The 26,684-nt window shown below is 66.3% G+C and carries 23 protein-coding genes; 11 read left to right on the top strand and 12 right to left on the bottom strand.

Going from position 1 to position 26,684, the window contains the following annotated elements:
- Positions 1 to 250 precede the first annotated feature (250 nt).
- A complete protein-coding gene (locus A5784_RS01795) occupies positions 251 to 1,552 on the bottom strand; it encodes an acetyl-CoA C-acetyltransferase (RefSeq protein WP_064941846.1) in 1,302 nt (433 codons plus the stop codon).
- Positions 1,553 to 1,626: 74 nt separating this feature from the next.
- On the opposite strand from A5784_RS01795, the gene A5784_RS01790 reads away from it, so the two are divergent.
- Both A5784_RS01790 and A5784_RS01785 read left to right on the top strand, forming a co-directional pair.
- A complete protein-coding gene (locus tag A5784_RS01790; RefSeq protein WP_064941747.1) occupies positions 1,627 to 2,979 on the top strand; it encodes a 3-oxoacyl-ACP reductase in 1,353 nt (450 codons plus the stop codon).
- 13 nt (positions 2,980 to 2,992) lie between these two features.
- Positions 2,993 to 3,808 (top strand): MaoC/PaaZ C-terminal domain-containing protein, encoded by an 816-nt coding sequence (locus A5784_RS01785; RefSeq protein WP_064941844.1) that lies wholly within the window; start codon positions 2,993 to 2,995, stop codon positions 3,806 to 3,808.
- A 45-nt stretch (positions 3,809 to 3,853) separates the two neighbouring features.
- Here A5784_RS01785 and A5784_RS01780 read toward each other — a convergent pair whose 3' ends face one another.
- The 7 genes from A5784_RS01780 to A5784_RS01740 all read right to left on the bottom strand — a co-directional run bounded on the left by A5784_RS01780 (position 3,854) and on the right by A5784_RS01740 (position 11,840).
- Positions 3,854 to 4,363 (bottom strand): hypothetical protein, encoded by a 510-nt coding sequence (locus tag A5784_RS01780; RefSeq protein ID WP_156750324.1) that lies wholly within the window; start codon positions 4,361 to 4,363, stop codon positions 3,854 to 3,856.
- Positions 4,364 to 4,407: 44 nt separating this feature from the next.
- A complete protein-coding gene (locus A5784_RS01775) occupies positions 4,408 to 5,955 on the bottom strand; it encodes a PPE domain-containing protein (protein WP_156750323.1) in 1,548 nt (515 codons plus the stop codon).
- Positions 5,956 to 5,972: 17 nt separating this feature from the next.
- Positions 5,973 to 6,716, bottom strand: a complete 744-nt coding sequence (locus A5784_RS01770) for a hypothetical protein (protein WP_064941741.1) — start codon at positions 6,714 to 6,716, stop codon at positions 5,973 to 5,975.
- Positions 6,713 to 8,893 carry an EspK C-terminal domain-containing protein gene (locus A5784_RS38075; protein WP_156750322.1) on the bottom strand — a complete coding sequence of 727 codons (2,181 nt, stop codon included), beginning with the start codon at positions 8,891 to 8,893 and terminating at the stop codon, positions 6,713 to 6,715. The genes A5784_RS01770 and A5784_RS38075 overlap by 4 nt, the downstream gene beginning before the upstream one ends.
- A 65-nt stretch (positions 8,894 to 8,958) precedes the next feature.
- Positions 8,959 to 9,960, bottom strand: coding sequence for an ESX-1 system-associated protein (locus A5784_RS38070; protein WP_156750321.1), 1,002 nt, complete (start codon positions 9,958 to 9,960; stop codon positions 8,959 to 8,961).
- Between the two features lie 319 nt (positions 9,961 to 10,279).
- A complete protein-coding gene (locus A5784_RS01745; RefSeq protein WP_082944606.1) occupies positions 10,280 to 11,197 on the bottom strand; it encodes a type VII secretion target in 918 nt (305 codons plus the stop codon).
- A 205-nt stretch (positions 11,198 to 11,402) separates the two neighbouring features.
- Positions 11,403 to 11,840 carry a hypothetical protein gene (locus tag A5784_RS01740; RefSeq protein WP_232005907.1) on the bottom strand — a complete coding sequence of 146 codons (438 nt, stop codon included), beginning with the start codon at positions 11,838 to 11,840 and terminating at the stop codon, positions 11,403 to 11,405.
- Between the two features lie 62 nt (positions 11,841 to 11,902).
- Between A5784_RS01740 and A5784_RS01735 the strand changes: the two genes are divergently transcribed.
- Positions 11,903 to 12,991 (top strand): methyltransferase, encoded by a 1,089-nt coding sequence (locus A5784_RS01735; RefSeq protein WP_064941733.1) that lies wholly within the window; start codon positions 11,903 to 11,905, stop codon positions 12,989 to 12,991.
- Between the two features lie 109 nt (positions 12,992 to 13,100).
- Here the strand turns inward: A5784_RS01735 and A5784_RS01730 are convergent, their stop codons facing one another.
- From A5784_RS01730 to A5784_RS01720, 3 genes are read right to left on the bottom strand one after another with little or no spacing between them, the layout of a single operon-like run.
- On the bottom strand, positions 13,101 to 13,721 hold the full coding sequence (locus A5784_RS01730; protein WP_064941732.1) for a TetR/AcrR family transcriptional regulator: 621 nt from the start codon (positions 13,719 to 13,721) through the stop codon (positions 13,101 to 13,103).
- Between the two features lie 16 nt (positions 13,722 to 13,737).
- Entirely contained in the window at positions 13,738 to 14,622 is an 885-nt protein-coding gene (locus tag A5784_RS01725) for a MurR/RpiR family transcriptional regulator (protein WP_232005906.1), read from the bottom strand.
- Positions 14,623 to 14,627: 5 nt separating this feature from the next.
- Positions 14,628 to 15,425, bottom strand: a complete 798-nt coding sequence (locus tag A5784_RS01720; protein ID WP_064941835.1) for a class II glutamine amidotransferase — start codon at positions 15,423 to 15,425, stop codon at positions 14,628 to 14,630.
- 118 nt (positions 15,426 to 15,543) lie between these two features.
- On the opposite strand from A5784_RS01720, the gene A5784_RS01715 reads away from it, so the two are divergent.
- The 5 genes from A5784_RS01715 to A5784_RS01695 are packed head-to-tail and all read left to right on the top strand — an operon-like array spanning position 15,544 to position 22,310.
- Positions 15,544 to 16,851 carry a type I glutamate--ammonia ligase gene (locus A5784_RS01715; protein ID WP_064941730.1) on the top strand — a complete coding sequence of 436 codons (1,308 nt, stop codon included), beginning with the start codon at positions 15,544 to 15,546 and terminating at the stop codon, positions 16,849 to 16,851.
- 51 nt (positions 16,852 to 16,902) lie between these two features.
- On the top strand, positions 16,903 to 18,399 hold the full coding sequence (locus A5784_RS01710) for an APC family permease (protein WP_156750320.1): 1,497 nt from the start codon (positions 16,903 to 16,905) through the stop codon (positions 18,397 to 18,399).
- Positions 18,396 to 19,691, top strand: coding sequence for an aspartate aminotransferase family protein (locus A5784_RS01705; protein WP_064941726.1), 1,296 nt, complete (start codon positions 18,396 to 18,398; stop codon positions 19,689 to 19,691). The genes A5784_RS01710 and A5784_RS01705 overlap by 4 nt, the downstream gene beginning before the upstream one ends.
- On the top strand, positions 19,678 to 20,862 hold the full coding sequence (locus A5784_RS01700) for an amidohydrolase family protein (protein WP_064941723.1): 1,185 nt from the start codon (positions 19,678 to 19,680) through the stop codon (positions 20,860 to 20,862). The genes A5784_RS01705 and A5784_RS01700 overlap by 14 nt, the downstream gene beginning before the upstream one ends.
- Positions 20,859 to 22,310, top strand: coding sequence for an aminotransferase class I/II-fold pyridoxal phosphate-dependent enzyme (locus A5784_RS01695; RefSeq protein ID WP_064941721.1), 1,452 nt, complete (start codon positions 20,859 to 20,861; stop codon positions 22,308 to 22,310). The genes A5784_RS01700 and A5784_RS01695 overlap by 4 nt, the downstream gene beginning before the upstream one ends.
- A 2-nt stretch (positions 22,311 to 22,312) precedes the next feature.
- Here A5784_RS01695 and A5784_RS01690 read toward each other — a convergent pair whose 3' ends face one another.
- Positions 22,313 to 23,449, bottom strand: a complete 1,137-nt coding sequence (locus A5784_RS01690; protein ID WP_064941719.1) for a glycoside hydrolase family 3 N-terminal domain-containing protein — start codon at positions 23,447 to 23,449, stop codon at positions 22,313 to 22,315.
- A 178-nt stretch (positions 23,450 to 23,627) separates the two neighbouring features.
- On the opposite strand from A5784_RS01690, the gene A5784_RS01685 reads away from it, so the two are divergent.
- The 3 genes from A5784_RS01685 to A5784_RS01675 are packed head-to-tail and all read left to right on the top strand — an operon-like array spanning position 23,628 to position 26,669.
- Complete coding sequence (locus tag A5784_RS01685; RefSeq protein WP_064941717.1) at positions 23,628 to 24,680, top strand: sulfate ABC transporter substrate-binding protein; 1,053 nt, start codon at positions 23,628 to 23,630, stop codon at positions 24,678 to 24,680.
- A complete protein-coding gene (locus A5784_RS01680; RefSeq protein ID WP_064941714.1) occupies positions 24,680 to 26,449 on the top strand; it encodes a SulP family inorganic anion transporter in 1,770 nt (589 codons plus the stop codon). The genes A5784_RS01685 and A5784_RS01680 overlap by 1 nt, the downstream gene beginning before the upstream one ends.
- A gap of 46 nt (positions 26,450 to 26,495) precedes the next feature.
- Positions 26,496 to 26,669, top strand: a complete 174-nt coding sequence (locus A5784_RS01675; protein WP_064941712.1) for a DUF2613 domain-containing protein — start codon at positions 26,496 to 26,498, stop codon at positions 26,667 to 26,669.
- Positions 26,670 to 26,684: the final 15 nt, after the last annotated feature.

Below are 26,684 nucleotides of genomic sequence, written 5' to 3'. Positions count from 1 at the left end.
CTCTTCGGATCAGTCACTCCCGAACCCGTCGTACGGTCGAGCCTACGCCTCGAGTACCCCTCAGACCAGAGGAAATTCGACCGGAGTTCAACGGAAGTTTGAAGGTGGCCCCGTGTTGCCGTCGGGTCGGGGGGTCAGACGGCAACACGGAGCTACCCGTGTATCGATGTCCTAGGACAGGCCGTTACACACTCAGAAAACAAACTTTTCGAATGTTTTCCCCGTGGGCATCGTGCCTGGTCAGGACGGTTCAGGCCTCAAGGATGGCCGCAACGCCCTGTCCGCCGGCCGCGCAGATCGAGATCAGGCCGCGCACCGGCTGCCCGGTCTGCTTCTTCTTCTCAGCCAGCTGCTTGGCCAGCTGGGCGACGATGCGCCCGCCGGTCGCCGCGAACGGGTGCCCGGCGGCCAGCGACGAGCCGTTGACGTTCAGCTTCGACCGATCGATGGTGCCCAACGCGGCATCCAGACCCAGGCGGCCCTTGCAGTACTCCGCGGAATCCCACGCGGTCAGGGTCGCCAGCACCACCGACGCGAATGCCTCGTGGATCTCGTAGAAGTCGAAATCCTGCAACGTCAGGCCGTTACGGGCGAGCAGACGGGGCACGGCGTAGGTGGGGGCCATCAGCAGACCGTCGGGGCCGTTGACGTAATCCACGGCCGCCGTCTCACCGTCGACGAAGTACGCCAGCGGCTCGTGCCCGTGCGCCTGGGCCCACTCCTCGCTGGACAACAGCGCCACCGAGGCGCCGTCGGTCAGAGGTGTCGAGTTGCCCGCGGTCATCGTGGCGTCGCCCAGCCTCACCCCGAACACCGGCTTGAGCTTGGCCAGCTTCTCCGCGCTCGAGTCGGCGCGCAGGTTGTTGTCGCGATACAGGCCCAGGAACGGCGTGACCAGGTTGTCGAAGAAGCCGCTGTCGTAGGCGGCGGCCATGTTCCGGTGGCTGGCGGCGGCCAGTTCGTCCTGGTCGACGCGCTTGATGCCCATCTCCTTGGCGGTGATCGCAGCGTGCTCGCCCATCGACTTGCCGGTGCGCGGCTCACTGTTCACCGGGATCTCGACGCCCACCGATGCCGGCAACTTGCCGACCAGCTTGAGCCGGTCGACGTTGGACTTCGCGCGACGCAGGCCGAGCAGCACGCGGCGCAGGTCATCGCCGAAAGCGATCGGGGCGTCCGACGCGGTGTCCACGCCGCCGGCGGCAGCCGATTCGTATTGACCCAGGGCAATGCTGTTGGCGGCGGCGATGGTTGCCTGCAGGCCTGTGCCGCAGGCTTGCTGGACGTCGAACGCCGGGGTGTAGGGCGAGAGTGCGCTGCCGAGCACGCACTCACGCATGAGGTTGAAATCACGGCTGTGCTTGAGCACCGCGCCGCCGATCACCGCGCCGAGCCGCTCGCCTGCCAGGCCGAAGCGGTCGATCAGCCCGTCCAGAGCCGCGGTGAACATGTCCTGGTTGGAGGCGTTCGCGTAAGCGCCGTCGGACCGCGCGAATGGAATCCTGTTGCCACCCAATACGGCAACGCGTCGCCGGGTCGTGTTGTTGGCCATCTGTTTGCCCTCCACTGTCGGGTTGTCCCGGGCCATATTACCCACTGTTCTTACTCTGGAGTAAGTTCGTAGGTATGGCTACCGACCTGCTCTCTCAGATTGTGAACTCCGGGCCGGGATCCTTCCTGGCCAAGCAGCTGGGCGTGCCCCAGCCCGAGCCCCTGCGCCGCTACCGCGCCGGCGACCCGCCACTGCCCGGGTCGCTGCTGATCGGAGGCAACGGACGCGTCGTCGAACCGATGCGTGCCGCGCTCGCCGAGGACTATGACGTCGTCTCCAACAACATCGGCGGCCGCTGGGCCGACTCGTTCGGCGGGGTCGTGCTCGACGCCACCGGCATCGCCGACGCGGCGGGCCTCAAGGAGCTGTACAAGTTCTTCACGCCCGTGCTGCGCAACCTGGCGCCGTGCGCCCGCGTCGTCGTCGTCGGCACCACGCCGCAACAGGCCGGCGCCGTGCACGAGCAGATCGCCCAGCGCGCGCTGGAAGGCTTCACCCGGTCCCTCGGCAAGGAGCTGCGTCGGGGCGCCACGGTCGCCCTGGTGTACCTGGCCGCCGACGCCAAGCCCGGCGCCACCGGCCTCGAGTCGACCCTGCGCTTCATCCTCTCGGCGAAGTCCGCCTACGTCGACGGACAGGTGTTCCGGGTGGGCGCCGCCGATTCCACCGCACCGGCTGACTGGGACAAGCCGCTCGACGGCAAGGTCGCCGTCGTGACGGGCGCGGCCCGCGGCATCGGCGCGACGATCGCCGAGGTGTTCGCGCGTGACGGCGCCGCTGTCGTGGCCGTCGATGTCGAGGGCGCCGCAGAGGACCTCGCGAAGGTGGCCGAAAAGGTCGGCGGGACCGCACTGACGCTCGACGTCACCGCCGAGGACGCCGTCGACAAGATCGCCGCGCACGTCGCAGAGCACCACGGCGGCAAGGTCGACGTGCTGGTCAACAACGCCGGCATCACCCGCGACAAGCTGCTGGCCAACATGGACGAGGGCCGCTGGGATGCGGTGATCGCCGTGAATCTGCTTGCGCCGCAACGACTGACCGAGGGCCTGGTGGCCGCGGGCGTGCTCGGCGAGGGCGGCAGGGTGATCGGCCTTTCGTCGATGGCCGGCATCGCGGGCAACCGCGGCCAGACGAACTACGCCACCACCAAGGCCGGCATGATCGGGCTCACCGATGCGCTGGCCCCGGTGCTGGCCGACAAGGGCATCACCATCAACGCGGTGGCGCCCGGCTTCATCGAGACCAAGATGACCGAGGCCATTCCGCTGGCGACCCGCGAGGTGGGTCGACGGCTCAACTCGCTGTTCCAGGGCGGCCAGCCCGTCGATGTCGCCGAGTTGATCGCCTACTTCGCCAACCCCGCGTCGAATGCCGTGACCGGCAACACGATTCGGGTGTGCGGCCAGGCCATGCTGGGGGCGTGACGGCGTGAACAACATGCTGCGCGCAGTAGTAGGGGCACTCCCGTTCGTCCCGCGCTCCGACTCCCTGCCCACCCGCACCATCACCGTCGACGACCTGACCATCGACCCGGCCAACGTCGCGGAGTACGCACAGGTGACAGGGCTGCGGTTCGGCGACACGCTACCGCTCACCTATCCCTTCGCGCTGACCTTTCCCACCGTGATGTCACTGGTGACCGGATTCGATTTCCCGTTTGCCGCAATGGGTTCGGTGCACACCGAGAACCACATCACCCAGTACCGGCCGATCTCGGTCACCGACACCGTCAGCGCCACAGTACATGCGGAGAACCTGCGCGAGCACCGCAAGGGTCTGCTGGTCGACATCGTCACCGATCTCAAGGTCGGCAATGACCTGGCCTGGCATCAGGTGACGACGTTCCTGCACCAGCAGCGCACCAGCCTGTCCGACGAACCGAAACCGCCGCCGCAGAAGCAGCCCAAGCTCGGGCCGCCGAATGCCATCCTGCGTATCACGCCGGGGCAGATCCGCCACTACGCCGATGTCGGCGGGGATCACAACCCGATCCACACCAACGCCATCGCGGCCAAACTGTTCGGCTTCCCCACGGTCATCGCTCACGGAATGTTCAGCGCAGCAGCGGTTCTGGCGAACATCGAAGGTCAGCTGCCCGACGCCGTGAAGTACTCGGTGCGGTTCGCCAAGCCCGTGGTCCTGCCCGCCAATGCGGGGCTCTACGTGTCACGGGACAGCGACGGCTGGGAACTGACCCTGCGCAACCTGTCCAAGGGCTACCCACACTTGACGGGGACAGTCTCCGCACTCTGAGGTCTTGTGCCGGGCCCCCGTCGCTGACGCGGCGGGGGCTTTCGGCTACTCCCCGATGGCACTGATGACAACCACCGGGATATCTGCTGCCAGAAACGCTTTCGACTTCAGCTTCGTCGTCGTGAAGGCCGCATCCAGCTGATCGCTGGCGAGATAGCCACCCTTCGGGAGCCATTCGGTCAAGGTGTTCCACACCTCCGGCGCTGCCGTCGTCGGAACCGGCTGGTATCGCTGCTTCAGATCGTTTGCCGTTTCTGCCGTCAGCTCGACGACCGCGTCGATCCAGTACAGCGACGGTCCCGGCACGCTCGGATCACCCATGTCTCCGCTCACCCACGACGCCGTCGCGGGCGAGCCCAATGCCGGGAAGCGTCTGGTCATCGGCTCAAGGTCATGCCGCACCGGATTGGACGTGGTCTTGCTCGCCGGAGCATTCATCGAGGCGTCCCTCTGTTGAGGGCTGTGAGCGGTCGGACCGCACGCCGCAACTGCGGCAACGAGTAACGCCGTCGGCACGGCGAACGCCTTGGCGCGCAGCGTCTTACGTGGTGTCACGGCAACGCCGCACCTTCAGCCCACCGCAGAGTAGCTCAGTCTCGTCAGCTGCCACTGTCCTTGCCGTCAGGAGCTTTTCGCCGCTGCGGGGTCTGACGGCCGATGACAGGTTCGGTCCACGCGCGATCTTCTTTGTACAGGTCTTCGTCGGGCGACAGGTTCGGGTCGCGACGCTTTTCCTTGCCCTGCTGACCGCCGCCGTGGCCCATACCGCCACCACCCATGCCACCGCCGCCCATTCCTGCACCAGCAGGCGTCGGGCCCGCAGCCCCGGGGCCGCCCGCCTTCGCAGCGGCGGGAGTCGGGGCAACGGACTCCGATCCGACCGCCGGCCCGAGCGGCATCTTGGGCATGCCGCCGCCCCCGCCACCACCACCGCCGCCCTTGGCACCACCGCCGCCACCGAGACTGGCAGGCTTCAGCGACGGCTCGTTGAGCTTCGGCAGATTCGGCTTACCCGCGTTCGGCATTCCCCCGGGCATACCACCCGACGGCGCCCCTCCGGCCCCGGCGCCCGACGGCGATCCACCGGACGGCGAGCCTCCGCCCGCAGGGGATCCGCCGCCAGCGGGCGATCCGGATTTCTGTTGTGCCGCATTGGGATCAGCGCTCGCGGGCGACACCTGAGGGCTGTCGCCCTTGGAGTCCTTGCTGTCTCCGCCACCGCCGCCGCCTTCCTTGGGGCCGCCTTCCTTCCCGCCGGCCTGGCCAGCAGATGGATTACCTGTGCGTCCTGACGCGAATGGCGGATCGGATACGTTGGGCGGGCTGAACGACGCACTCCTGGCGTACTTTTCCAGGACATCGTTGGAATCCTGCTGCAGCTTGGTGAGCATTTGAGTGAGGATCGCCACTACTGCCGGATCTGCATTCGGATCATTCATGAGTTCCTGCAGCTTCTCAATGCACTTCTTGTATGACTCGAAAATCGGCGCGTGCTCAGACACGGCCGTGTCGTGGGCCGTTTTGATCTGCTTGGCGTCCGAGGCCAGCGCATTCCATTTCGTGCTCAGCTCGCCCAGCCATTCGTACAACTCATCGAACCGGTTCATCGCCGCCGTCGCCGCGGTGCCTTCCCAGTTCTCGAAGTGCGGCTTCTCGACGCGTGTAAGCATTTTCGCCGCATCCTCATAGTCCGTGATGGCGGAATCCAAGGAGCCGGTACCGGGGCCACTGTTGAGCTGTTGATCGTTCTGCTCGACCGTGCTGTATCCCGCAGCACTCACCATCGCTGGTGGCGTCGGCGCTTCGGGCAAGGGCGGCGGCGGAATCGACGACTGCGGCGTCGGAATCGCATCAATTGCGGGCAGTCGTCCCGGATCACCCAGTCGACCCGCGTATTGCCTGTCGACGTCGTCGTACAGCTTCGCGGTGTCATTGAGCATCCCGGCCAGCCGCTCGCTCTGCCGCTGGCCGCAGTTCTGGTACGCCATCAGAGAATTGGCACACGCGTTGAGATTGGCCACCGCCGTGACCGACAGCGGCACACTGTCCGGAGCCTGAGCCTGCGACACTTTGGTCTTCCACGGCATGTTCAGCACTTGGCTTGCGCGCCTGGTCAATACCGTCGTATCGACGTGAACGTTCCCCATCGCTCACATTCCTCTCGTCACAGGCCCTGGCGGTCGACACCATCGGGTGTCTCAAACCGCACGTCGGGGTTATCGTGCAAATCGAAACCTACGTGGAAGCACAGCTCGTAAAACAATCGGTACAACCGGCGATGGGTCGCCAACTCCAACCGGAACAGCGCTGCCACAAAAGGATTGAACTCGGCAGATCCCGATGCTCCGCCGGCTCCGTCCAACTGCGTGCGCAACGGAATCCGGTGAGTCTCGGCCGCCAGGCACAGTCCGGCCTGGGCCATCAGCGCGTAGTCGGGATGCCCGTCGGGCCGGGGTGGAAATGCCGCGAACACATACTCGGCTATCGCGTCGGCCGCCGAATTGATCGACTCCGCAGCAACGATGATCGCGGCGGTCGCATCCTCGTCGTTGCCTGCCGCGCGGATGTCCTGCGCACACCGACGCTGCAGGGAAGCATGGGCTTCCAGCACATCGACGACGGTCCGCAGCCACTGCGCAAACCGTTCAGCGCCGTTGGCGGCGAAACCCTGCACGCACGCGTCGAGCCGACTGAGTACCACTTCTGGGCCGGTGGATACCCGCACCTTCGGCGACGCCAGGTGCGCGAACCGGTCCAGGACCTCACGGGTGCCTGCCACCAGCGCCGCCCACCGCGCGGTCTCGTCAGTCGCGGTGAACAGCTGTAGATCCAGATCGACGAACAATTCCGGCATCACCGGGGTTGGCGGGTACCGCAGAGAATCGTCGTCATCGAACGGCAGCGTCAACTCGCGCCTGCCAGCGCATCGGAGGTCAGCACGCCCACGTGCTGCCAGTACAGCCAGTCTGCGATCGCCGAGCGTTGAGCCTCACCGTCAGCGGCGGTGTGCGCGCTGTGGATTGCCAGTTCCTGCATGTGGTCGGCATAGCCGACCATCGCCTCCAGCTGTACCGGGACACGGCCGGGATCGCTGCTGAGCAGGGGGCGGAACACCTCCAGCAGCAGCTCAACGCGACGGTTCTGCGGCCCTTCGATATCCACGGAGGCCGGTGGCAGCAACTCCATCAGCGCGGCATCGCTCATCTTCATCAGACGGGCCGACACATCGGGTGAGATCACCGTCAACCGGTCCCGGCCCTGCATCTGGCCAGTCTCTGGAATATCGTCGGGCTGCAAGATGATTGGGGCCGCACCGGGATCGAATCCCTTGAACTGGTCCTCGGTTGCGATAACCGCCCGCAGCGTTGTGTCGTGATGCTGTGCCCAACCGTGCAGCGCGACGATCGGATAGGTCGCCCAGCTCCCCCGCACGCCCGGCGGGATGGACTCGTCTGCGCTCGCCAGCTTCACCGCCTCGGGCAGCTTCACACCGTCCGGAATGTAGCCCAGCCCATAGGTATTGGCGACCACGATCGCGCCGTCCTTGGTCAAGCCGGTGACCCAGTAGAAGCCGGGGTCCTTCGTGTGCCCCATGTTGAGCGCGGCACCGATTCGACGTGCGACAGCCAATGGGTCGTTGCCCGCTTGCCTGCGTTGCAGCGCAGCGGCACTCGACGACACGGCGATGGCGTCCCGCTCCATCCGAGCCGCGGACACCGGAACCGGAGCAGGCGGCGGAGGAACTGCACCGGCGCCTGCGCCCTGCGACGCGCCGGTCGGCATCACGCCAGGACCCATCGGGCCACCGCTAGATCCGGCGGGAGCAGACGGACCCGCCGACGGAACCGACGGTGCCGGCGCCAACGGCATCGGCGACGACGGAGACGAGTTGACGTTCACATTCGCATTCACCGGAGCCGAACCCGAACCACCGCCCGACGCTGATGCGGACGCGGCCGGAGCCGACGGCGAAGGAGGAGGTGGCGCAGCTGCCGGCGGCGGAGCCTGCAGCGGTGTCGGCGGAGTCGACGCTGCCGCAGTCGGGTTCACCGGAGGTCCGGTCTGCGTCAAAGGCTGAGTAGCCTTCGCCGCAGCGTCACTCATCGCCTTCGTGAAGTCATTGAGCTGCTGCTGTTGCGGATTCAGCGCTGCGGGATTGAGATTGCCCGGCATATTCGGCGAAGACGGAGAACTCGGCGTCCCTCCTGGAGATCCGGTACTCGGCGCGCCGGGACCGCCTGGTGCGCCACCACCGCCGACCGGGACGACCGAAGGTGCGCCGACGCCTGGGACGTGGTGTGTGGGAGGGCCGGGGACGCCTGGGATGGTTACGGGCGGGAGATGATCGGTAGTGTTCGGAACCGATGCGGCATCATCGGGCTGCTGTTGATTTTGCCCCTCCGCATTGTGGTCCTTATCGACAGGTGTAACCGGTGTATCACCGTGTTCTTCGGGCTTCGAATACTTTTCATTCTCGCCACCGCCGTTGTTCTCTTTTCCGACAGGAACAACCGGTGTAGCACCATGTGATGAGGGTGGCGAATTCAATAGATTCACACTGCCAGTGTTTTCGTCTTTACCGGGAAGCGATGGATTGCCCGCCTGGCGAATATTTGATGCGTTACCACCCGGACCTGAATCCGAATCACCAACGGGAGAATGCCCGGTGATATTGCCCGCTTCGGTAGCTATAGCCTCTTTAATCCCAAGTTTCGCTGCGTCGACGATGTCTTTTATTACGGAGTTTTTGTCCTCATCTTTCATATCAGAATCATTCTGCACCGCATCAATGAGCTTATTCGCAACTCCCACAATTTCGATGATCTGATTCTTCGCGCTAACAATTGCGTCGTGAGCATCGTTAAAGAACTTGGTTGCCGCGTCGAGCAATCCCTTAATGGAACCCAACTCGCCGATTCTATGATCGAGCGTTGAGCTAGCGACGCCCGCCGCCCCGCCTGACCAAATGCCAACGCCATCGAATATCTGCGCCCGCTGCTGCTTCAGGTTATCGATGTTGTCCGACACCGTCTTCGAAACGGTGTTGAATATCTCGGCATAGGTGCGCAAGATGTCCTCATCCATCTCCGGCCACGCCGGAGGATCAGTCAATCCGTGAGGATCGGGCGGCTTAGCGATAGTCACCGAAATTAACCCCCCGCCGCCTTGCACGCAGCACTTATCGTGAATGCAGCATTAGCGGAAGTCGAGAACAAATAGGAATCGGCAGGCACGTATGTCGGTAGCGCGTCGGCATATGCTCGGCGATATTGTGCGGCGAGGACAGCGAAATCCTGAACGGTAGAGTTTTTACTTCTGCGACCGAGATCTTCAATAGCTTTCGCTGAATCCTGCATCACCGGAATTGCCGCTTCGACGGCAGCCTTTTGCTCAGCGTTCCACGAACTCGCGGGGAGTGCAGAGTCCACATCGTGCCATCCCGTAGTTGCAGATTTAAAATCCTCAATCAGCTTGCTCCAGTCACCGCACGACGAGTCAGGAGATTTTATAAATCGCTCTGAATTTCCGGTTGCGACGATCTCCACATTTGGAGGATCCGGCACGGGCAACGACAGCGTCCGAGATGCGGCCGAGCCGTAGTCGATAGAACCACATACACCCGAAATTGCCGAAGATACCGCTCCAACCACAATTACCAAATTGTTATTTTCGGGAACATAGTTATCAAGAGTATCCGCGTATGCGCTGCCGTAGGCGATGAACTGTTGGTACAACTCGCGCATGACGCGGTGAGGCGTCTTTTTTGCAAGCTCTGCTGTCTGCTTAGCCGCATTCTGCATAGCTTGCCCGACTTCTTGATACGCTTGGCGCAACTCCGGAGTCCAGTCTGAGGCCGGAACTGACGTGTCTCGCTTAGCCCAGCTCTTTTGCTCTATTCCTGCGAGTGTGTTGTTGATCGGCGTCCATGCTGCACAAGTAGGCTCGTCTTTAATGATATTCACGGGTCCCGTGTCATTGGCACTCGCAAAATCGCTATTGCTCGCAGTCCCCGACGCAGTGGCAGACGGTGACGCGGATGCAGTCGGAGTGCCATTGCCGCCGCCACCGCTGCCTTTGGTAAGCGCGATGGAGACCGCTGCGGTGATCGCGATGACGGCGATCAGGGTGACACCGCCGAGCGCCCACTTCATGCCGTTGCCACCCTTTTTCGGCGGCTGACCGGGAGGCCCGGCAGGTGCGCCGGCCCAATGTGGTTGCGGGGCACCCTGCGGGGCCTGCCATGACGGTGCGTGATGCTGAGGCGGTCCGGATTGCTGCGGCGGGCCGGTATACGTGCCACCTGGGCCGCCTGGCGGCGGACCCGGATAGGACCCACCCGGTCCACCCTGAGGCGGTCCGAACGGATCACCGCCACCCCCGCCGTACGGCGGTTGCGGCGAATTACCCGGCGGTGGCGGCAATGTCATCGAGCGACCCCTACAGTCCGAACAGCACCAACAAACCGATCAATCACAAAGAAATCTCCGAGCTCGGATCCGGTCGAGCATGACGAGGCGCGGTCGGCGCCACGGGTGCCCGCTCGGCACCAGAACTTGGCGCAGGACCCGCAGCCTGGGCCGGATGTTGAGCCGGGGCGTGCTCGGCGGGTTTGGGCTGGCCTGCCGCCGCTCCATCGGACTTGTGCTCGGCGGCAGGATCCTTCTGCTTCTGATCCTCGGCCTGCTTGTCCTTGTCGGCACCGTCCTCGCCGGGCTTGTCCGCCCCTTGCTTGGCGGCTTCCACTATGCCCTGCACACCTTGAAGCACCGTCTGCGGAATCTGCCCCAGCGCGCCCATCATCTGCGTCGGCACCTGCGCGGCCTGCTGCGCCATCTGCATCGGCATTTGCATCATCTGGCCCATCTGGCCCATGCCGGACTGATCACCGCCTGGCGTAGCGGCCGCAGCAGCCGGGTTCGCCCCAGCCGCGTCGGGCGTCGAGCCCGGCGTCGCCTTGCCGTCGCCCTTGCCACCGCGATGATGTTTGCCACCGCCGCCGGATTTCTGGCCGCCACCGCCACCGCCGGGCGACGAACCACCTCCGCCGCCAGGGGCGGCAGGGGAACCGCCACCCTGACCGGACGCATCGTCGACGAGACCAAACGCCTTGCGCACGGTCTGGGCGGCCTGCTCGTCGGTGGTCTCGTACTTGCTGGCCGCGCTCGTCACGTTGTCGGCGTACTTCGTGAGGGCCTGCTTGACCTGTGGCAGTTTGGCCACCACCGGATCGACCACGGTGGGCATCTTTTCCGCGATCGCCGCGGACAGCGCATCGGAACCGGTGGGCTTCGTGACCGCCGGCGCCGACGGGAGCTCGCCAGCAATCCCCGCCAGCTTGCTGCCTGCGGCAGTTACCAGTGCGGTGTCAATCCGCAAGGTTTCGGTCACGTGGTCACCTGCCCTGTCTCAGCGTCCAACGCGCGAAATCAAGCGAAGACCCTGATGACAGGTAAGGCGCACCCACGATCAACACAACCCCCTCGTTACGTCGCTAGGCGAATGCTACCCGAACACACAGCCCGGTCATTGCATGAATTTCGCACCGCTGACGTGCACAAACCCACCTGCGAGCGACCCGCCCAAGCAAATTCCGTTACGCCCCCGACAGGTTGAAAATCGATGCCGGCGCGGAGTATTCGCTGCTCCACGAGGTCCATGCGACATCGGTTGGGCCGACACTGCTGGTGGCCAGCTTCCAGACACCGCCGTCGGAGTGGAACAGACCGGCATAGCTCTTCGACTTCCCGCCCTCGGCCGCGGCATCGGCGAAGGGAGTGTTGTCGTAGCTGATGGGCCGCCCGCTGGGATCGGTGATCTTGGCCCAGACGAAGGCCCAGCCCTGCGACTCGTTGAGCGTGGAGACATTGAGCGTGGCGGGCTTGCCGAGTTGCTTGGTCACGTCGGCGACGGCTGACTTTGCGATGGCGGGCCCGTCGGGTACCGCCGAAACCGGGTCGGCCGACGCCACCGTCGCGGACATCAGGGCAGCAACGCACAGCAAGATCGGAAGCAACGTCAGTTTCTTCAGCACACGTCAACCCTGGCATAGCTGCGAACGCGCCGAACGCGGCAAATTTTGTCTACAGTCTGGCGGTGACTTCCGCCAAGGTGCCCCCGGTAGGGCTGGTCCGTGCCGTCGATCGCATCCGTCATCACCTGCGTCGACTGCATCAGCGGTCGGCTCCGCCACCGGCCGTGCTGCTCGAGACCATCCTCAACGCGTGGGTGGCCCAGGGGATCACCGCGGCGGTCCAGCTCGGCGTTGCCGACGCGCTGGCCGACGGCCCGCTGCGACCCGAGGAGTTGGCCCGCCGGGTCGACGCCAACCCCGACACCCTCAACCGGCTGATGCGGGCCCTGGTGAGTGAGGGCATCTTCCGGCGCACCCGCGACGGGCGCTACGCCCTCAACGCCCTGGCCGACCCGCTGCGCACCGATGCCCCGGTCTCGATCGCCGGGATGGCCCGATTCGTCGGCTCCCCGCAACACCGCGAACACTGGAGCCAACTCGGCGAGGCGGTACGGACCGGCGAGGCCGTCATCCCGAAGATGCGTGGCATGGAGGCGTTCGACTACCTGAACTCCGACCCCGAACTCGCCGAGATCTTCAACGACGCGATGACCAGCGTCTCGGAACTCGCGATCGCCCCGGTGGTGGCGGGGTTCGATTTCACCCGGTTCGCCACGATCGCCGACGTCGGCGGTGGCCATGGGCGGCTGCTCTCGGCCATCCTAGAAGCGGCACCCGCGGCCCGCGGCATCCTCTACGACCTACCCCAGGTGGTCGAGGGTGCACCAAAACTGTTGGCCAAGTACGGAACTGCCGACCGGGTGGAAATCGTGTCCGGCTCGTTCTTCGACAGTGCACCGGCCGGTGCCGATCTCTACATCATGAAGAACATCATCCACGACTGGCCCGATGAGCAAGCCCTGACGATCCTGCGCAACATCCGCGCCGCCGCGGCCCCGGGTACCACGCTGCTGCTCGTGGAAGCCGTTATCCCGGACCATGATCGGGAATTCCTCGCCAAGTGGATCGACATGGAGATGCTGATCGGCATCGCCGCGCGCGAGCGCACCGCGGACGAATATCGAAAGCTCTACCAGCAGGCGGGTTTCCGGCTCACCGAGGTGGTTGCGACGGCGTCACCGTTCAGCCTCGTGCAGGGCGTCGCGGTCTGAGGCCGATCATCGAGTCTGCGTACAGGTCGCGTTTTCACGCGAAATCGCGACCTGAGCGCAGAGTCAATGGGTGTCGGCGCAGAGTCAATGGGCTGAGCGCGGTCTCGCGCTACCCGACGGCCGACTGAGATCCGGTCTCCGACGGTTTGCCTTTCAGGCCGCGCCAGAACAGGTTGATCATGAGCTCTGCGGCCTCGTTGACATCGGCGTCGCCGGAGCTGACCCGGGTGGCGATGGCCTCGCCGGCGCCCACCAGCGCGACCGCCATCATCTCGAAGTCGCTGTCGGGCGCAGGGTTACGCGTGCCGGTGCTGAGGAGCCGAGCCACCAGATCGATGATGCGCTCGCGGCCTTCGCGCACGGTGTGTGCAAACGCCTGGGAGCTGGTGGCCTGGGTGTAGAGCACCATCCACGACGCCCGGTTGGCGTCGATGTAGGTCAGGAACGCCAGTACGGCGTTGCGCAGCAGGTCTTTCGGGCTCTGACTGAAATCGATCTGCCCGCGCACCACGTCGACGAACCGGGTGAGCTCCCGGTTCAGGCACGCACCGAACAGCTCTTCTTTGGAGCCGTAGTAGAGATACAGCATCGGCTTGGAGATCTCGGCCTGCGCTGCGATCGCGTCCATGGACGTCTCGTGATAGCCGTTGACCGAGAAGATCTGGACCGCGGCGTCGAGCATCTGCTGTTCTCGGACGGCACGCGGCAGCCGTTTGGTTCCACCTGCCATCCGATCAGGGTAACTGTCAGGGCAGAAGCTCAGCGCGCCGTTGTTCCTCCCACAGGGCCATGCGGGTCCGTGCGGGCTCCCCGATGGCGTCCATGACCAACGGGATGAGCAGCTCGGTCAGCAGAAATCCGGCCGCCATGCTCTGGTAGGTGGTGCCCACAGTGCTCGACGCTGCGAGCACCACCTCGGCATCCGGTGCTACCGGGCAGCTCAGATCGTCGGTGATGAGCAGGACGGTCGCTCCGGCTCGGTGCACGCGTTGTGCGAGCTCAGCGGCGCTGCGCTGGTATCGGTGATAGTCGAACAGCACCACCACGTCGTGGCGGGACAGTTCGAGCAGGGCACCCAGGTCTCCGCCCGTCGGATCGCCCAGCACCCGAATACCCGGCCGCAGCTGTTCGAGGTGGGCAGCCAGGTGCAGCGCGAGCAGGTGAGAGAAGCGACCGCCGTGCAGGTACACCGTGCGCCCGGCATCGGCGAGCAGTGCCACCGCGGCTTCCAGCGCGGGTTCGGCCAGCAGCGCCAGCGTCTGCTCAGCCCGCTCGTTCTGTGCGCGCCCCTGCTGCAACAGCCGGTCGAGCAGGCTGCCTGCCGCCGGGGCGTCGGGCAGCCGGGTGATCGGGCCGTTGGACCGTGCGGAGAGCTCGGCGCGCAGCGCGACCTGCAGATCAGCGAACCCGTCGTAGCCGAGGGACTGGGCGAACCGCAGCACCGTCGGCGGGCTCACCTCGGCGCGTTCGGCGAGCCTGGCCGCGCTGGCCAACCCGGCGCTCGGATAGTCGCCGAGCAGCGCCCGCCCCACTCTGCGCTCAGCCTTGCTGAGCGTGGGCAGCGCCGCGGTGGCCCTGGCCTCCACAGTCGCCGGGACCTTAGCCACCGTCTCCGCAGCGTCCTCTGACACGGTTCTCAATCTGCCACGACGGGCACCGAATTCATCGACAGGTCGGCCATCGAGATTGCGGTGACACTCTCGGGCGGCAACGCCTGCCAGTCCAGGTCGCCGAAGCCGGTCGACCCGACGACCACGGTTCCGTCACCAGCCCGGGCCCACCGCAACGCGAAGTAGTCCTCGAGATGCTCGGTTGGCAGGTCGGCCGCGGTGATCTCCTCGATGTCCTCGGCGGGCAGCCGGCTGCGGGCGTGCGCGTGCACCGCGATCAACTGTCCTTCACCGAGCACCAGCGCATTGAGGCTCGCTTCGGGATACAGCGCGCGCAGCTGCGCGACCGCGCGGCGCACCGCCTCGGCCAGATCCGGGGAGGTCCGACGATGTTGGCGGATCACCCCGAAGTACCGCTCGCTGTCTGTGGTGCCGCGCAGCGAGGCCGCGATACCCGGCTCGACGAGCTCGTCGAGCGGGCCGGTGGGTTTGATGGATCCGTTGTGCGCCATGGCAATCCCGCCGACGACGAACGGGTGCGAGTTCTGCGGTTGCACAGCCAGGCCGTTGGTGGCCCAGCGCAGATGGACCATGCCTGCCGTCAGCCGCTGTTCCTCCACCGCCGCGCTGAAGGCCGGGTCGTCGAGCGCACTGCCCGCCGAGACCTCGACTCGGGGATCGCCGCCCGGCTCGTCGACGTGGGCGATGCCCCAGCCGTCACCGTGCACCTTGGTGAGCGCGACGAAGTCCTTCAGCACGTGCGCGCCGACGGCGTCGGAGACGGAGATCGGTGCTGTCGACACGACTCCCAGCAAGCGACACATGAGACCCACCCCTCTGAACCCAAAAAATTTTATGAATCGAACCTCTGGCGCTCATATTAAAGAATATGAAACATTTATGACATAGCGTGCTCGCAGACTTGGGAAGCCAGGAGGAGCCATGACGCTGCAGATCGATGACCTACGCGCTGACGGCGTCGAGATCGTCGCCGGGTCGCTGACCGACCTCGCGGGGGTAACGCGCGCGAAGTACGTGCCGCTGCGGCGCCTCTCCTCGTTCCAGTCCGCGGGCATGGGCGTCTCACCGTCGTGGAGCGTGTTCTGCGTCGACAGCGGCATCGCCTTCACCCCGGACATCGGCGTGGTCGGCGACCTGCGGATCCGCATCGATGCGGCCGACCTGCAGGTGGTGGAAGAGGGCGTGGCCTGGGCGCCCGCGAGCCTGTACGACCAGTACGGCCAACCGGCTCCGTTGTGTACGCGCACCCTGCTGGCCCGCGCGGAACAGGCGGCGGCCGCGCAGGGCCTGACGGCACAGATCGGCGCCGAGTTGGAGTGCACAATGCTGGCGCCGGACACCCAGCATGCCTCCGCCGAGCCATGGTCGCCCTACGGCATGCGCACGTCCCTGGACCGCTCCGCGTTCCTGGTCGACCTCATGACGGCGGCTGACCGAGCGGGCTTGGTCATCGACCAACTCCACACCGAGTACGGCCATGACCAATTCGAAGTGGCGCTGGCGCCGACGACGCCGGTCGCCGCGGCCGACGCCGTCATCCTGGCGCGGATCGTGATCGGCCGGGCCGCGGCCCGCCACGGTCTCAAGATCTCCTTCTCGCCGGTCCCGTTCGCCGGGGAGGCGGGCAACGGCGCACACCTGCACCTGTCGCTCGCCGACGCCGACGGCCCCCTGCTGTCCGGTGGCGACGGCCCGCACGGGATGCGGCAGGCGGGGCAGTCCGCGATCGCGGGAGTACTCGACACCTTGCCGGATCTCCTTGGCGTGTACGCGGGTTCGGTGCTGTCGGCAGCGCGGCTCAAGCCGGGCAACTGGGCGGGCGCCGCCCAATGCTGGGGCTTGGAAAACCGTGAGGCCGCAGTGCGGTTCATCGCGGCGACACCGGGAAATCCGCACGGCGCCAACGTCGAGTTGAAACTGATCGATCCGAGCGCCAACCCTTATCTCGCGGCGACAGCCTTCCTGCGCAGCGCGCTGCGCGGTATCGATCTCGGCCTGCAACTACCGGCCGAGGTCAGCGACGATCCCGCGCAGACCGCCATCCAACCGCTGCCGACCGACCAGCGCACCGTGCTCAAGACTCTGCAGACCTCCGCCGTCGCTGCCGACCTGCTGACGCCTGCGGTCATCGAAGGTGTGGCCGCCGTGCGCAATCACGAGCTCGTCACCTACGGCGATCGGCCGCAGACCGAGATCTGCCAGGCGCTGCGCCTGGCCTGGAGTTGTTGACCCGACCCGCCACGCACGCGAGGAGCACAAATGTCCGAAAGGGAGACATCGATGAGCACCAGCGCCACCAACGACACCGATCAACTACCGCACAGGCGCCTGCCGTTCTGGGTGGCGCTGGCACTGTCGGTCGCGACGGTCGGGCCCACCCTGGCCATGTCCGGTAACGGCCAGGGCCTCATCGCCACCGTGGGTAAGGCCATCCCACTGGTGTTCCTCATCGGCCTGGTCGGCGTGTCACTGGTCGGCTACAGCTTCGTGCGCCTGACCCGTCACCTCAATCATGCCGGCTCGGCCTACGCACTGGTGGGTGGCACCGTCGGTCCGCGGGCCGGGTTCTTCTCCGGGTTCGCCATGCTGGGCGCGTACGTCGGATTCTCCATCGGCACACTGGCTTTGACGGCGGCCTTCACGAATGCGTTCATCGCACAACTGCAACCGGGCAACGAACATCCCTATCAGCTGCCGTGGATGGCGGTCGTGGTGGTGGGCGCAGTCATCTCGTTCGCCCTGGCCGGTCGCGACATCAGGCTCTTGGCCAAGGTGCTGCTCGGCATCGAAGGTGTCGGCATCGTGGCGATGATCATCCTTGTCATCGCGATATTTGCCCGCGGCGGTGCCGCTTCCACCGGGTTCGACGTCAGCGTGTTCTCCTTCTCCGGCGGCGTCTCCGCGTCAGCGGTGCTCAGTGGCGTGGTGGCGGCCTTCCTGTCCTGGGCGGGTTTCGAGGCCTGCGCCTCGATGGGCGAGGAGACCGACAACCCGGGCCGCAACATTCCGCGGGCGCTCGCCGGCACGCTGATCCTCACCGGTGTGCTGTTCGTGGTGGTGATGTTCGCTCAGGTCATCGGGTTCGGCACCGACGAGGCCGGTCTCGCAGCGTTCCAGAGTTCCGGTAACACCCTGGGCGACTTGGGTAGTCGTTATGTCGGCCAGTGGTTCTCGCTGATCATCATCTTCACCGCGACCGTCGCGGCGTTCGGGTGCCACATGGCGACCGCCGCGACGTCGGGCCGCATGCTCTACGCGTTCGGCCGGGACGGCTTCGGCCCCAAGGCACTCGCGCACATCCACGAAGCCACCGGCGGCCCGCGCCGAGCCACCTGGCTCGTCGTCGGCCTGGCCTTGGTGGTCGACCTGATCTGCGGGGCGACCGGCTGGCCGGTGATGGGTACGGGCAACGCCGCCATCGACACGTATTTCCTGTTCGCCGTGGCCGGTTCGGTGTGCCTCATGGTGTGCTACCTGCTGGTGGAGGTGGCTGCCGCATGGTTCGTCGGGGCACCCAAGTTCGTCGCCGTCCACGGCGGCCATGGCAAGGCACCGGGCCTCGCGCTACCGCTGCTGGGTGCCGTGGTGATCCTGGTGGTGCTGTGGTTCAACGTCAAGGACGCCGAAACCTGGTTGGCAGCACCGCTTTTGGGACTCTATTGGTGTGCCGTCGGCCTGGTGATCGCTCTGGCCGCATCGGGTATCGCCAAACGGGTGGGCGAATCGCTGACGCGCGAACTGGATCTCATGCCACCGGTGCAGGCGGAGGCCAAGTGAGCACGCTCTACGAACGCGACGAAGCGGTCATCGCCGGCATCGAGAAGCTGAGGTTCTTCCCGCTGGAGGTGGTCTCCGGACACGGCTGCACCCTGGTGACCCCTGACGGCCGTGAGTTACTCGACCTGTCGGCGACCTGGACGGCCAGCGGTCTGGGACACGGGCATCCGGCGATCGTCGATGCGGTCAGCCGGGCAGTGAAGACCGCACCCGGATCCGGTGGGCTCTCCGCCGTGCATCCCGATTCGGTGGGTCTTGCCGAGGACCTGCTGTCACTGGTTCCCGGCAGCGGCGAGCGTCGGGTCTACCTGGGGCATGCCGGTTCGGACGCCAACGACGTCGCGCTGCGCGCGTGCCGACACGCAACGGGCCGGCACACCGTGATCGCGTTCGAGCACAGTTACCACGGCGGCGTCGGCGTCGCCATGGGCGTGTCCGGGGTGCATGTCGACGCGGGTGCCGCGCCGGACCCCGACGTGGTATTCCTGCCCTACCCCAACCCGTTTCGGCCGACCCCCGCCGGCGTGGACGCCGACGTCACCGCCTGCCTCACCCTCGCCGAACAGCATCTGGCCGGCGGGTCCATCGCGTGTCTCATCGTCGAGCCCATCCTGTCCGACGGCGGTCTGGTGGTGCCGCCCGACGGCTTCCTGGCCCAGTTGCACGAGCTGTGCCGTAGCCACGACGTGCCGATGATCTGCGACGAGGTCAAGATGGGGCTCGGCAGGCCGGGAACCCTGCACGCGTTCGAACACGACGGCGTGGTGCCCGACATCGTCACCTTCGGCAAGGTGCTCGGTGGTGGCCTGCCGCTCTCCGCGGCGGTCGGCCCCGCCGCTCTGCTGGACAATCCGCCGGCCGCGGCGCTGCTGACGACCGCCGGAAATCCGGTGTGCACGGCCGCGGGCCGCGCGGTGCTGGCCACCATCGTCGGCGAGCAGCTACCCGAACGCGCAGCGAAAGTCGGTGCGGTACTGCAGGATGCGCTGCGGACACTGGATTCGGACACCATCGGCGAGGTCCGTGGACGCGGGCTGGCCATCGGTCTGGAATTGGTCGATCCGGCCACCGGGGAACGTGACCCGCGACTCGCCGCGCAGGTGGTCTACCGCGCGTGGGAGTTGGGCGCGGTGGTGTACTACGTCGGCGGCAACGTTCTGGAGATCACGCCGCCGCTGGTGCTCAGCGAGGCCGAAGCGGTCCGTGCCGCCGAGATCATCGGCGCGGCAATCGCCGACGCGGCCGCAGGGAAGGTCGACGCGCAGGAGGTCGCACGCTATGCCGGATGGTGAACTGTCCAACCCGATCGTCAACGTGTTCGACGGGGTCGAGGCGCAGGTGCCCGACGCGCTCGCCGAACACCTGCGCACGGTCCGGTTGATCGACCACCATGTGCACGGCAGCTTCGACAAGCCCGTCGACCGGGCCGGGTTCGAGGCGTCGATCAACGAGGGGTCCACCGATCCCATCCCGGATTTCATGACGCAGTTCGACTCGCCGCTGGGCCTGTCCATCCGGCGTTGGTGCGCTCCGGTGCTGGGTCTGCCGGCGCACGCGGATGCCGACGAGTACTGGAAGCGGCGCTGCGAATTCACCCCCGACGAGCTGGCCGCACACATGTTGCCCCTGGCCGGTATCGATCGCTGGGTCGTGGACACCGGGTTCCAGGGAGACCTCATCGCGACTCCTGAGCGGCTCACCGAACTCAGCGGCAGTCCGTCGTCGTCGATCCTGCGCCTGGAACGCCTTGCCGAGGATCTGCTCGAATCCGGCGTCGCCGCGCAGGAGTTTCCCGATGCCTTCCGCGCCGCACTGCGGGCGGCCGCGGACTCACCGGATACCGTGGGCACCAAGACGATTGCGGCCTACCGCACCGGATTCGACATCGACTGGTCGCGACCCGACGACGCCCAGGTGATCGAGCATGCACGGGCACTGGCGGCCCGGCCGTCGCAACGCGTGGACAGCCCGGTGCTGATCGCGTTCGGCGTGCACGAAGCCGCCGCGCACGGGCTGCCCATCCAGGTACACGTCGGCTTCGGCGACCGGGACCTGGATCTGCATCGCACCGACCCGATGCTGTTGCTGCCGCTGTTGCGAGCAATGACACCGGTTCCCGTGCTACTGCTGCACTGCTACCCGTTCCACCGGCAGTCCGGCTACCTGGCACAAGCCTTCGACCACGTGAATTTCGATGTGGGCCTTGGCATCAACTATCTGGGCGTACGGTCGACCGGTCTGGTCGCCGAGGCCATGGAAACCGCCCCGTTCGCCAAGCAACTGTTCTCCTCGGACGCCTTCGGGCCGCCCGAGCTGCACCTGCTTGGCTCGGTGCTGTGGCGCCGTGCCATGGGATTGATTCTGGGCCAATGGATTCGGTCGGGCGACTGCGCCGAGGCCGATGCGATCAGAATCGTCGACATGATCGGGGTACACAACGCCACCCGGGTGTACTCGCTGTGAATCATTCCGCCGCGCCGCTATTCGAGGCGATCCGAGGGTTCGTCGAACGAGATCAGGCGCCGCTGTACAGCCCGGGCCACAAAGGTGGGCGCACGCTCGACCCCTGGTTCCGGGACAACATTGCGGCCCTTGACCTCAACAACCTGCCCGACACCGACACGTTGCACTGCCCGGAGGGACCGATCCTGGCGGCCGAGCAGCTGGTCGCCGACGCGTGGGGCGTCGGGCAGAGCTTCATCCTGGTGCAGGGCTCGACGAGCGGCAACATCGCGGTGGCACTGTCGGCGCTGCGTCCCGGTGAGCCGGTTCTGGTGCAGCGCAACGCACACAAGTCCGTCCTGGCCGGCCTGGTGCAGACCGGCGCGCTGCCTGTGTGGCTTGAACCGCGGTGGGACACCCAGTTCGGTATCGCGCACGGCCTGGACGCCGACGTGGTCGAACGTGGCTTCGCCGCCAGCGGGGCGTCGGCGCTGTGGATGCTGCACCCCACCTATTACGGAACCACAGCGGACATCAGTGCGCTGTCAGCGCTGTGCCTGCGGTTCGGCGCCCTGCTGCTGGTCGACGGTGCGCACTCCCCGCATTTCGCTTTCCATCCCGAATTGCCGGTGCCCGCTGAGCAATCCGGTGCGGCGGCCACCGTGCAGTCGGTGCACAAGGTGCTCTCGGGCCTCAGCCAAGCCGCGGTCCTGCACATCGATCCGGACGCGATCGATCCGGCGACGGTGCGCCGGGCCCTGCAGCTCATCCAGACCACCAGCCCGCATTTCGCGATCATGGCTTCGATCGATCTGGCCCGCCGGCAGATGATGATCGACGGCCGCAAACTGTTGGACAGCGCATTGGACCGGGCTCGACGCACGGCCGCGCGGTTGGCCGCGATACCAGGCTTGCGCGTGCTGCGCCCCGAGGATGCGGCCGGCGCAGGCACCGGCTTTCGTCAGCTCGACGAGACCAAACTACTCGTCGGGACAACAGGTTTGGCCGCCGACGCCCGCGACATCGTCGCCCGGCTCAACAGCCTGCACGGGGTGCAGCCGGAGCTGAGCGGACCCGGCCACGTCCTGTGCATCTCGACCATCGGCAATACCGATACCGACATGGATCGGCTGGTCACCGGTTTCGCCGAGGTTGCCGACTGGTCCGGACGAGCTGACGCCGTCAGCGACGGTGACACGTTGACCACGGATCTGCTCGCACTGCGAGGCCCCACGGTGCTGACCCCGCGCGAGGCGTTCTTTGCCCAAACCGACACGGTCGCACTCACCGAGGCGACCGGACGGGTTGCGGCGGAAGCGATTACGCCCTACCCGCCGGGCATCCCCCTGGTCATGCCAGGTGAACGCCTCACCGGCGAGGTCATCGACGTGCTGCGCGCGCTGCGCGAGGCAGGTAACCCGATCAGCGCATCCGATCCGAAGCTCGGGGCTGTCACGGTAGTTCGCTGAGATCAGCCCCCGCAGCGCACCGGGCCCTTGATCGCAGAGTTCCGCTGCAGCGACGCGTTGATGCTGTCCATCGACAGTTCGCCTGCCGCCACAGCCTTTTCGAGTCCGTCCAGCACCGCGGGCACCTCCTTGGTGGTGATCCACAGTGCGTTGTCGGCGCCGGCCTGCAGGGCCTTGAGTACCGCGGTGGACACGCCGTAGCGTTCGTTGATCGCGGCCATGCTGGACAGGTCATCGGTGTAGACCAGCCCGTTGAACGGCGGTCCGCCGTAATTGCCGGACCGCAGCAGTTCGTAGGCCGGCGCGCTGAGGCTGGCCGGGTCGCTGCCGGTGAGGCCGGGAACCTCCAGGTGCCCGACCATGACGGCGACCGGGGCCGCGGTGGTCAGCGTGCGGTAGGGCACCAGATCGTTGGTCTGCAGGTCGGCCAGCGGGGGTGTGGTCACCGAATTGGTGTGTGAGTCACCGGATCCGTGGCCGTGGCCGGGAAAGTGCTTGAGTACCGGCAGGATTCCGGCGTCGCGCAGGCCACGCGCGTAGGCCCCGGCGTATTCGGTGACCTTGGCCGGGTCGTCGCCGAAGGACCGGTCCCCGATGACCGTGTCGTCCGGGGCGTCGGTGACGTCGACGACGGGGGCGAAGTCCACGGTGATGCCCAGGTCATGCATCTTCTTTCCGCGCTCGAGCGCGATGCCGTACACCTCGTCGGCGGTGTTGGTCTGGGCCAGCACCCGTGGCGACGGCTGCTTGCCGATGATCGACGCCAGGCGCGACACCCGGCCGCCTTCCTCGTCGACGCTGACCGCGAGCGGCAACGGGCCTGCCGCGTCGGCGATCTCCTTCAGCGAGCCGTCGGACAACATGGACAGGTCGGTCCAGCTGCCGATCATGATGCCGCCGACGTGCTGTTCACTGACGACCTTGCGCGCGTCGTCACCGTCGGTCACGCCGACGGTGAGCAACTGCGCCAGCTTGTCTCGCGTGGGCAGCGCGGTCAGGTCGCAGCTCTGTGCGACGGGCGCTTTGGGCAGCGGCTTGCTGCTGCTCAACTGTTGGTGATCCGACGGCGACTGGGTGGACGGCGAACACGCCAGCAACAGTCCGGACAGCGCGACGAGCACACTCAGAACGCGGGGCATGTGTTCTGAGAGTAGTCACAGCGGCGGCCGCGAACGGACCTCGGTCTCGGGGCCGACCGCCCGCCGTACCCGGCGAGTTAATAATCAGTCAGATTTTCGATACTGCCTTCCGGCTGGTGAATCACTAGCGTCTGTCCGCTATCAGCATCCACAGCAAACGCCGGACGAAGGGTTGCCCATGGCAGAAACGTCAGCGCCGCCGGCGCGACCGTGGCTCAGCGTCGTCGGGGTGGTCGCGGTCGCACTGGCCGCGATCCTGGTCACGGTCAAGAACCTGCCCGACCACACGCCCAACCAGATCCTCAACGTCTCCTACGACCCGACGCGTGAGGTCTATGCCGCGCTCGACAAGGCGTTCGTCGCGCAGTACCGCACCCAGAGCGGGATCACACTCGACATCAAGCAGTCTCACGGCGGCTCGGGCAGGCAGGCCCGCAACGTCATCGACGGCACCGAACCGGCCAATGTGGTGTCCCTGGCGCTCATCAGCGACGTCGACTCCCTGCGCAAGCGCGGGCTGATCGCCGACGACTGGCAGAAACGCCTGCCCAATAACTCGGTGCCGTACACGTCGACGGTGGTGTTCGTCGTGCACAAGGGCAACCCGAAGGGCATTCACGACTGGCCCGACCTGGTGCACGACGGCGTCTCGGTGGTGACCCCGAATCCGAAGACATCCGGTAACGGTCAGCTGAGCTTCCTGGCCGCCTGGGGTTCGGTGACCACCCGCAACGGCACCCCGGAACAGGCGCAGGACTACCTGCGCCAGCTGTACCGCCACGTCGCGGTGTTCGACGCCGGCGCCCGCACGTCGGCCACCAGCTTCGCCGACCAGAAGATCGGCGACGTGCACCTGACGTGGGAGAACGAGGCACTGCGCGAAGTCGCGGCCAACAAGGACGAATTCGAGGTGGTGTACCCGCCGGTGAGCATCAAGGCCGAGCCCGCCGTGGCGTGGGTGGACGCCAACGACACGAACGCCAAGACCGCGGCCGCCGCCAAGGCCTATCTGCAATATCTGTTCACGCCGCCCGCGCAGGAGTTGTTCGCGCAGTACGGGTATCGCCCGGTGCTGTCCGACGTGCTGGCCAAGCATGCCGACACGCTGCCTGCCATCTCGCTGTTCCCGATCACCGCGATCGCCAAGGACTGGAACGACGCCCGGCAGAAGTTCTACGGCGACAACGGGATCTACGACAACATCGCATCTCTGGCCAAGGCGGCGTCCTGATGAGCTACACCTGGCCCAGGATTCCCGCCGTCGCTTCGCTCGCCCTGACGGGCCGTCGCGACCTCATCGCCGGACTCACCGTGGCCGCCGTCGCGCTGCCACAGGGCATCGCCTATGCGCTGATCGCCGGGGTCGACCCCAAATACGGCGTGTATTCGGCGATCGTCGTCACCGCCGTCGCCTCGGTGTTCGGGTCGTCCTCGCACCTCATCAACGGACCGACCAGCGCCATCTCACTGCTGGTGTTCAGCTCGCTGGCGTTCATCGACCCGGAGAACCGCACGGTGCTCTTCGAGGCGCTGTTCCTGCTGGGCATCCTCGTCGGCGCCATCCAGATCCTCATCGCGGTGCTCAAGCTGGGTGACCTCACGCGCTACATCTCCGAGTCGGTGATCATCGGCTTCATGGCGGCGGCGGCACTGATCCTCGCCCTCGGCCAGATCGGCAATGCGCTGGGTGTGAAGAGCAAGGGCGACGCCCACACCCCGATCTTGACCAACGTGTATCTCACGGTGTTCCACGGCGACAAGATCAACCCGAAGGCCGTGTTCCTCAGCGTCTCGGCGGTCGTGATCGCCGTACTGCTGCGCCGGCTGGTCAAGCGCTATGGGCTGCCGCAGGTTGATCTGCTGACCGTGCTGATCGTGGCCGGGGTGATCGCCTTCCTGGCCGGGTGGTCGACACCGGGTGCCGACGGCAAGACCGCGGTGAACCTGGCGGCCAAGGTGCCGCAGAGCCTGCCCGGTTTCCACATACCCACCGTCGACCTGCACTCGCTCGGCCAGTTGTCGCAGGGCGCGCTGGCCATCGCCTTCATCGGCCTGATCGAGGCGCTGTCGATCGCCAAGGCCATCGCGCACCAGACCCAGCAGAAGATCGACTACAACCGCCAGATCCTGGCCGAGGGACTGGCCAACCTGACCGGCGGATTCTTCCAGAGCCTGCCCGGCTCGGGGTCGCTGTCCCGCTCGGCGATCAACTATCAGGCGGGTGCGGCCACCCGGTTCTCCGGCATCCTCGCCGCTGCCGCCGTTGCGGTGGCCCTGCTGCTGTTCGCTCCCCTGCTGCACTACATCCCGCAGGCCGCGCTGGCCGGGCTGCTGCTGGTCACCGCGGCGCGGCTGGTCGACTTTCGGCGGCTGATCACCACGGTGAAGACGTCGCGTTACGACGCGGGCCTGGTGATCGTGACGGCGCTGACCGGGGTGCTCGTCGACCTCGACAAGGCGGTGCTGCTCGGGATCGCGCTGTCGATCCTGCTGTTCGTGCCGCGAGCGGCCAAACTCAAGGCCGCCGAGCTGACCGTGACCCCCGAGCGCGTGGTCCGCGAGCGGGTTCCCGACGATCCCGTCGACCCGTCGATCGTGATCTACGACCTCGAAGGCGAACTGTTCTTCGGAGCCGCCCCGGAACTCGACCGCTACTTCGACGCCCTGCGCGAACGTATCCGGGCCGGCGAGGTCAAGTTCGTGGTGTTGCGGCTCAAGCGGGTGCGCCACCCCGACGCTGTGTGCATCGAGCGGCTCGAACACTTCCTGAGGGAAGACCACGGCGCCATCGTCCTGCTGGCCGGCGTGCGGCCCGACACGCTGACCGCACTGACCAACGTCGGTCTGTCCAGCTGGTTCCCTGCCGAGCAGGTGTTCCCCGAAGAAGAGGTCGAGTTCTCCGCGACGCTGCGGGCCGTGCGGTACGCGCAAGCCCGCCTCACCGCCGAGGCAGCCGAGGAAGATCCCAGCGCCGATCCGAAGCTGTACTACCTAGTGTGACGTCGCGCGATCGGGCGCCGAGGCCGGCGCGTGCTAGGTTGGCCGGGTGAATCGGTTCGTCGTCCCGTCTGCCGCCAGCGTTGTTGTCGGTCTTTTGCTGGGCGCGGCCGCCGTCTTCGGTGTGACGTTGATGGTGCAACAGGACACGAAGCCGCCGCTGCAGGCGGGTGATCCGGCGTCGTCGGTGCTCAACCGGGTCGAGTACGGCGACCGTACTTAAACTCGGTCGCTCCGC

The sequence above is a fragment of the Mycobacterium sp. 852013-50091_SCH5140682 genome, assembly GCF_001665685.1.
Taxonomy (GTDB): domain Bacteria; phylum Actinomycetota; class Actinomycetes; order Mycobacteriales; family Mycobacteriaceae; genus Mycobacterium.
This window is presented reverse-complemented; position numbering and strand designations above follow the sequence as displayed.

Coding starts and splice junctions, on each gene's coding strand:
- A5784_RS01795 (WP_064941846.1), bottom strand. CDS start 1,552: ATGGCCAACAACACGACCCGGCGACGCGTTGCCGTATTGGGTGGCAAC.
- A5784_RS01790 (WP_064941747.1), top strand. CDS start 1,627: ATGGCTACCGACCTGCTCTCTCAGATTGTGAACTCCGGGCCGGGATCC.
- A5784_RS01785 (WP_064941844.1), top strand. CDS start 2,993: ATGCTGCGCGCAGTAGTAGGGGCACTCCCGTTCGTCCCGCGCTCCGAC.
- A5784_RS01775 (WP_156750323.1), bottom strand. CDS start 5,955: ATGGGGAACGTTCACGTCGATACGACGGTATTGACCAGGCGCGCAAGC.
- A5784_RS38075 (WP_156750322.1), bottom strand. CDS start 8,893: ATGGATGAGGACATCTTGCGCACCTATGCCGAGATATTCAACACCGTT.
- A5784_RS38070 (WP_156750321.1), bottom strand. CDS start 9,960: ATGAAGTGGGCGCTCGGCGGTGTCACCCTGATCGCCGTCATCGCGATC.
- A5784_RS01730 (WP_064941732.1), bottom strand. CDS start 13,721: ATGGCAGGTGGAACCAAACGGCTGCCGCGTGCCGTCCGAGAACAGCAG.
- A5784_RS01720 (WP_064941835.1), bottom strand. CDS start 15,425: ATGTGTCGCTTGCTGGGAGTCGTGTCGACAGCACCGATCTCCGTCTCC.
- A5784_RS01715 (WP_064941730.1), top strand. CDS start 15,544: ATGACGCTGCAGATCGATGACCTACGCGCTGACGGCGTCGAGATCGTC.
- A5784_RS01710 (WP_156750320.1), top strand. CDS start 16,903: ATGAGCACCAGCGCCACCAACGACACCGATCAACTACCGCACAGGCGC.
- A5784_RS01700 (WP_064941723.1), top strand. CDS start 19,678: ATGCCGGATGGTGAACTGTCCAACCCGATCGTCAACGTGTTCGACGGG.
- A5784_RS01690 (WP_064941719.1), bottom strand. CDS start 23,449: ATGCCCCGCGTTCTGAGTGTGCTCGTCGCGCTGTCCGGACTGTTGCTG.
- A5784_RS01685 (WP_064941717.1), top strand. CDS start 23,628: ATGGCAGAAACGTCAGCGCCGCCGGCGCGACCGTGGCTCAGCGTCGTC.
- A5784_RS01680 (WP_064941714.1), top strand. CDS start 24,680: ATGAGCTACACCTGGCCCAGGATTCCCGCCGTCGCTTCGCTCGCCCTG.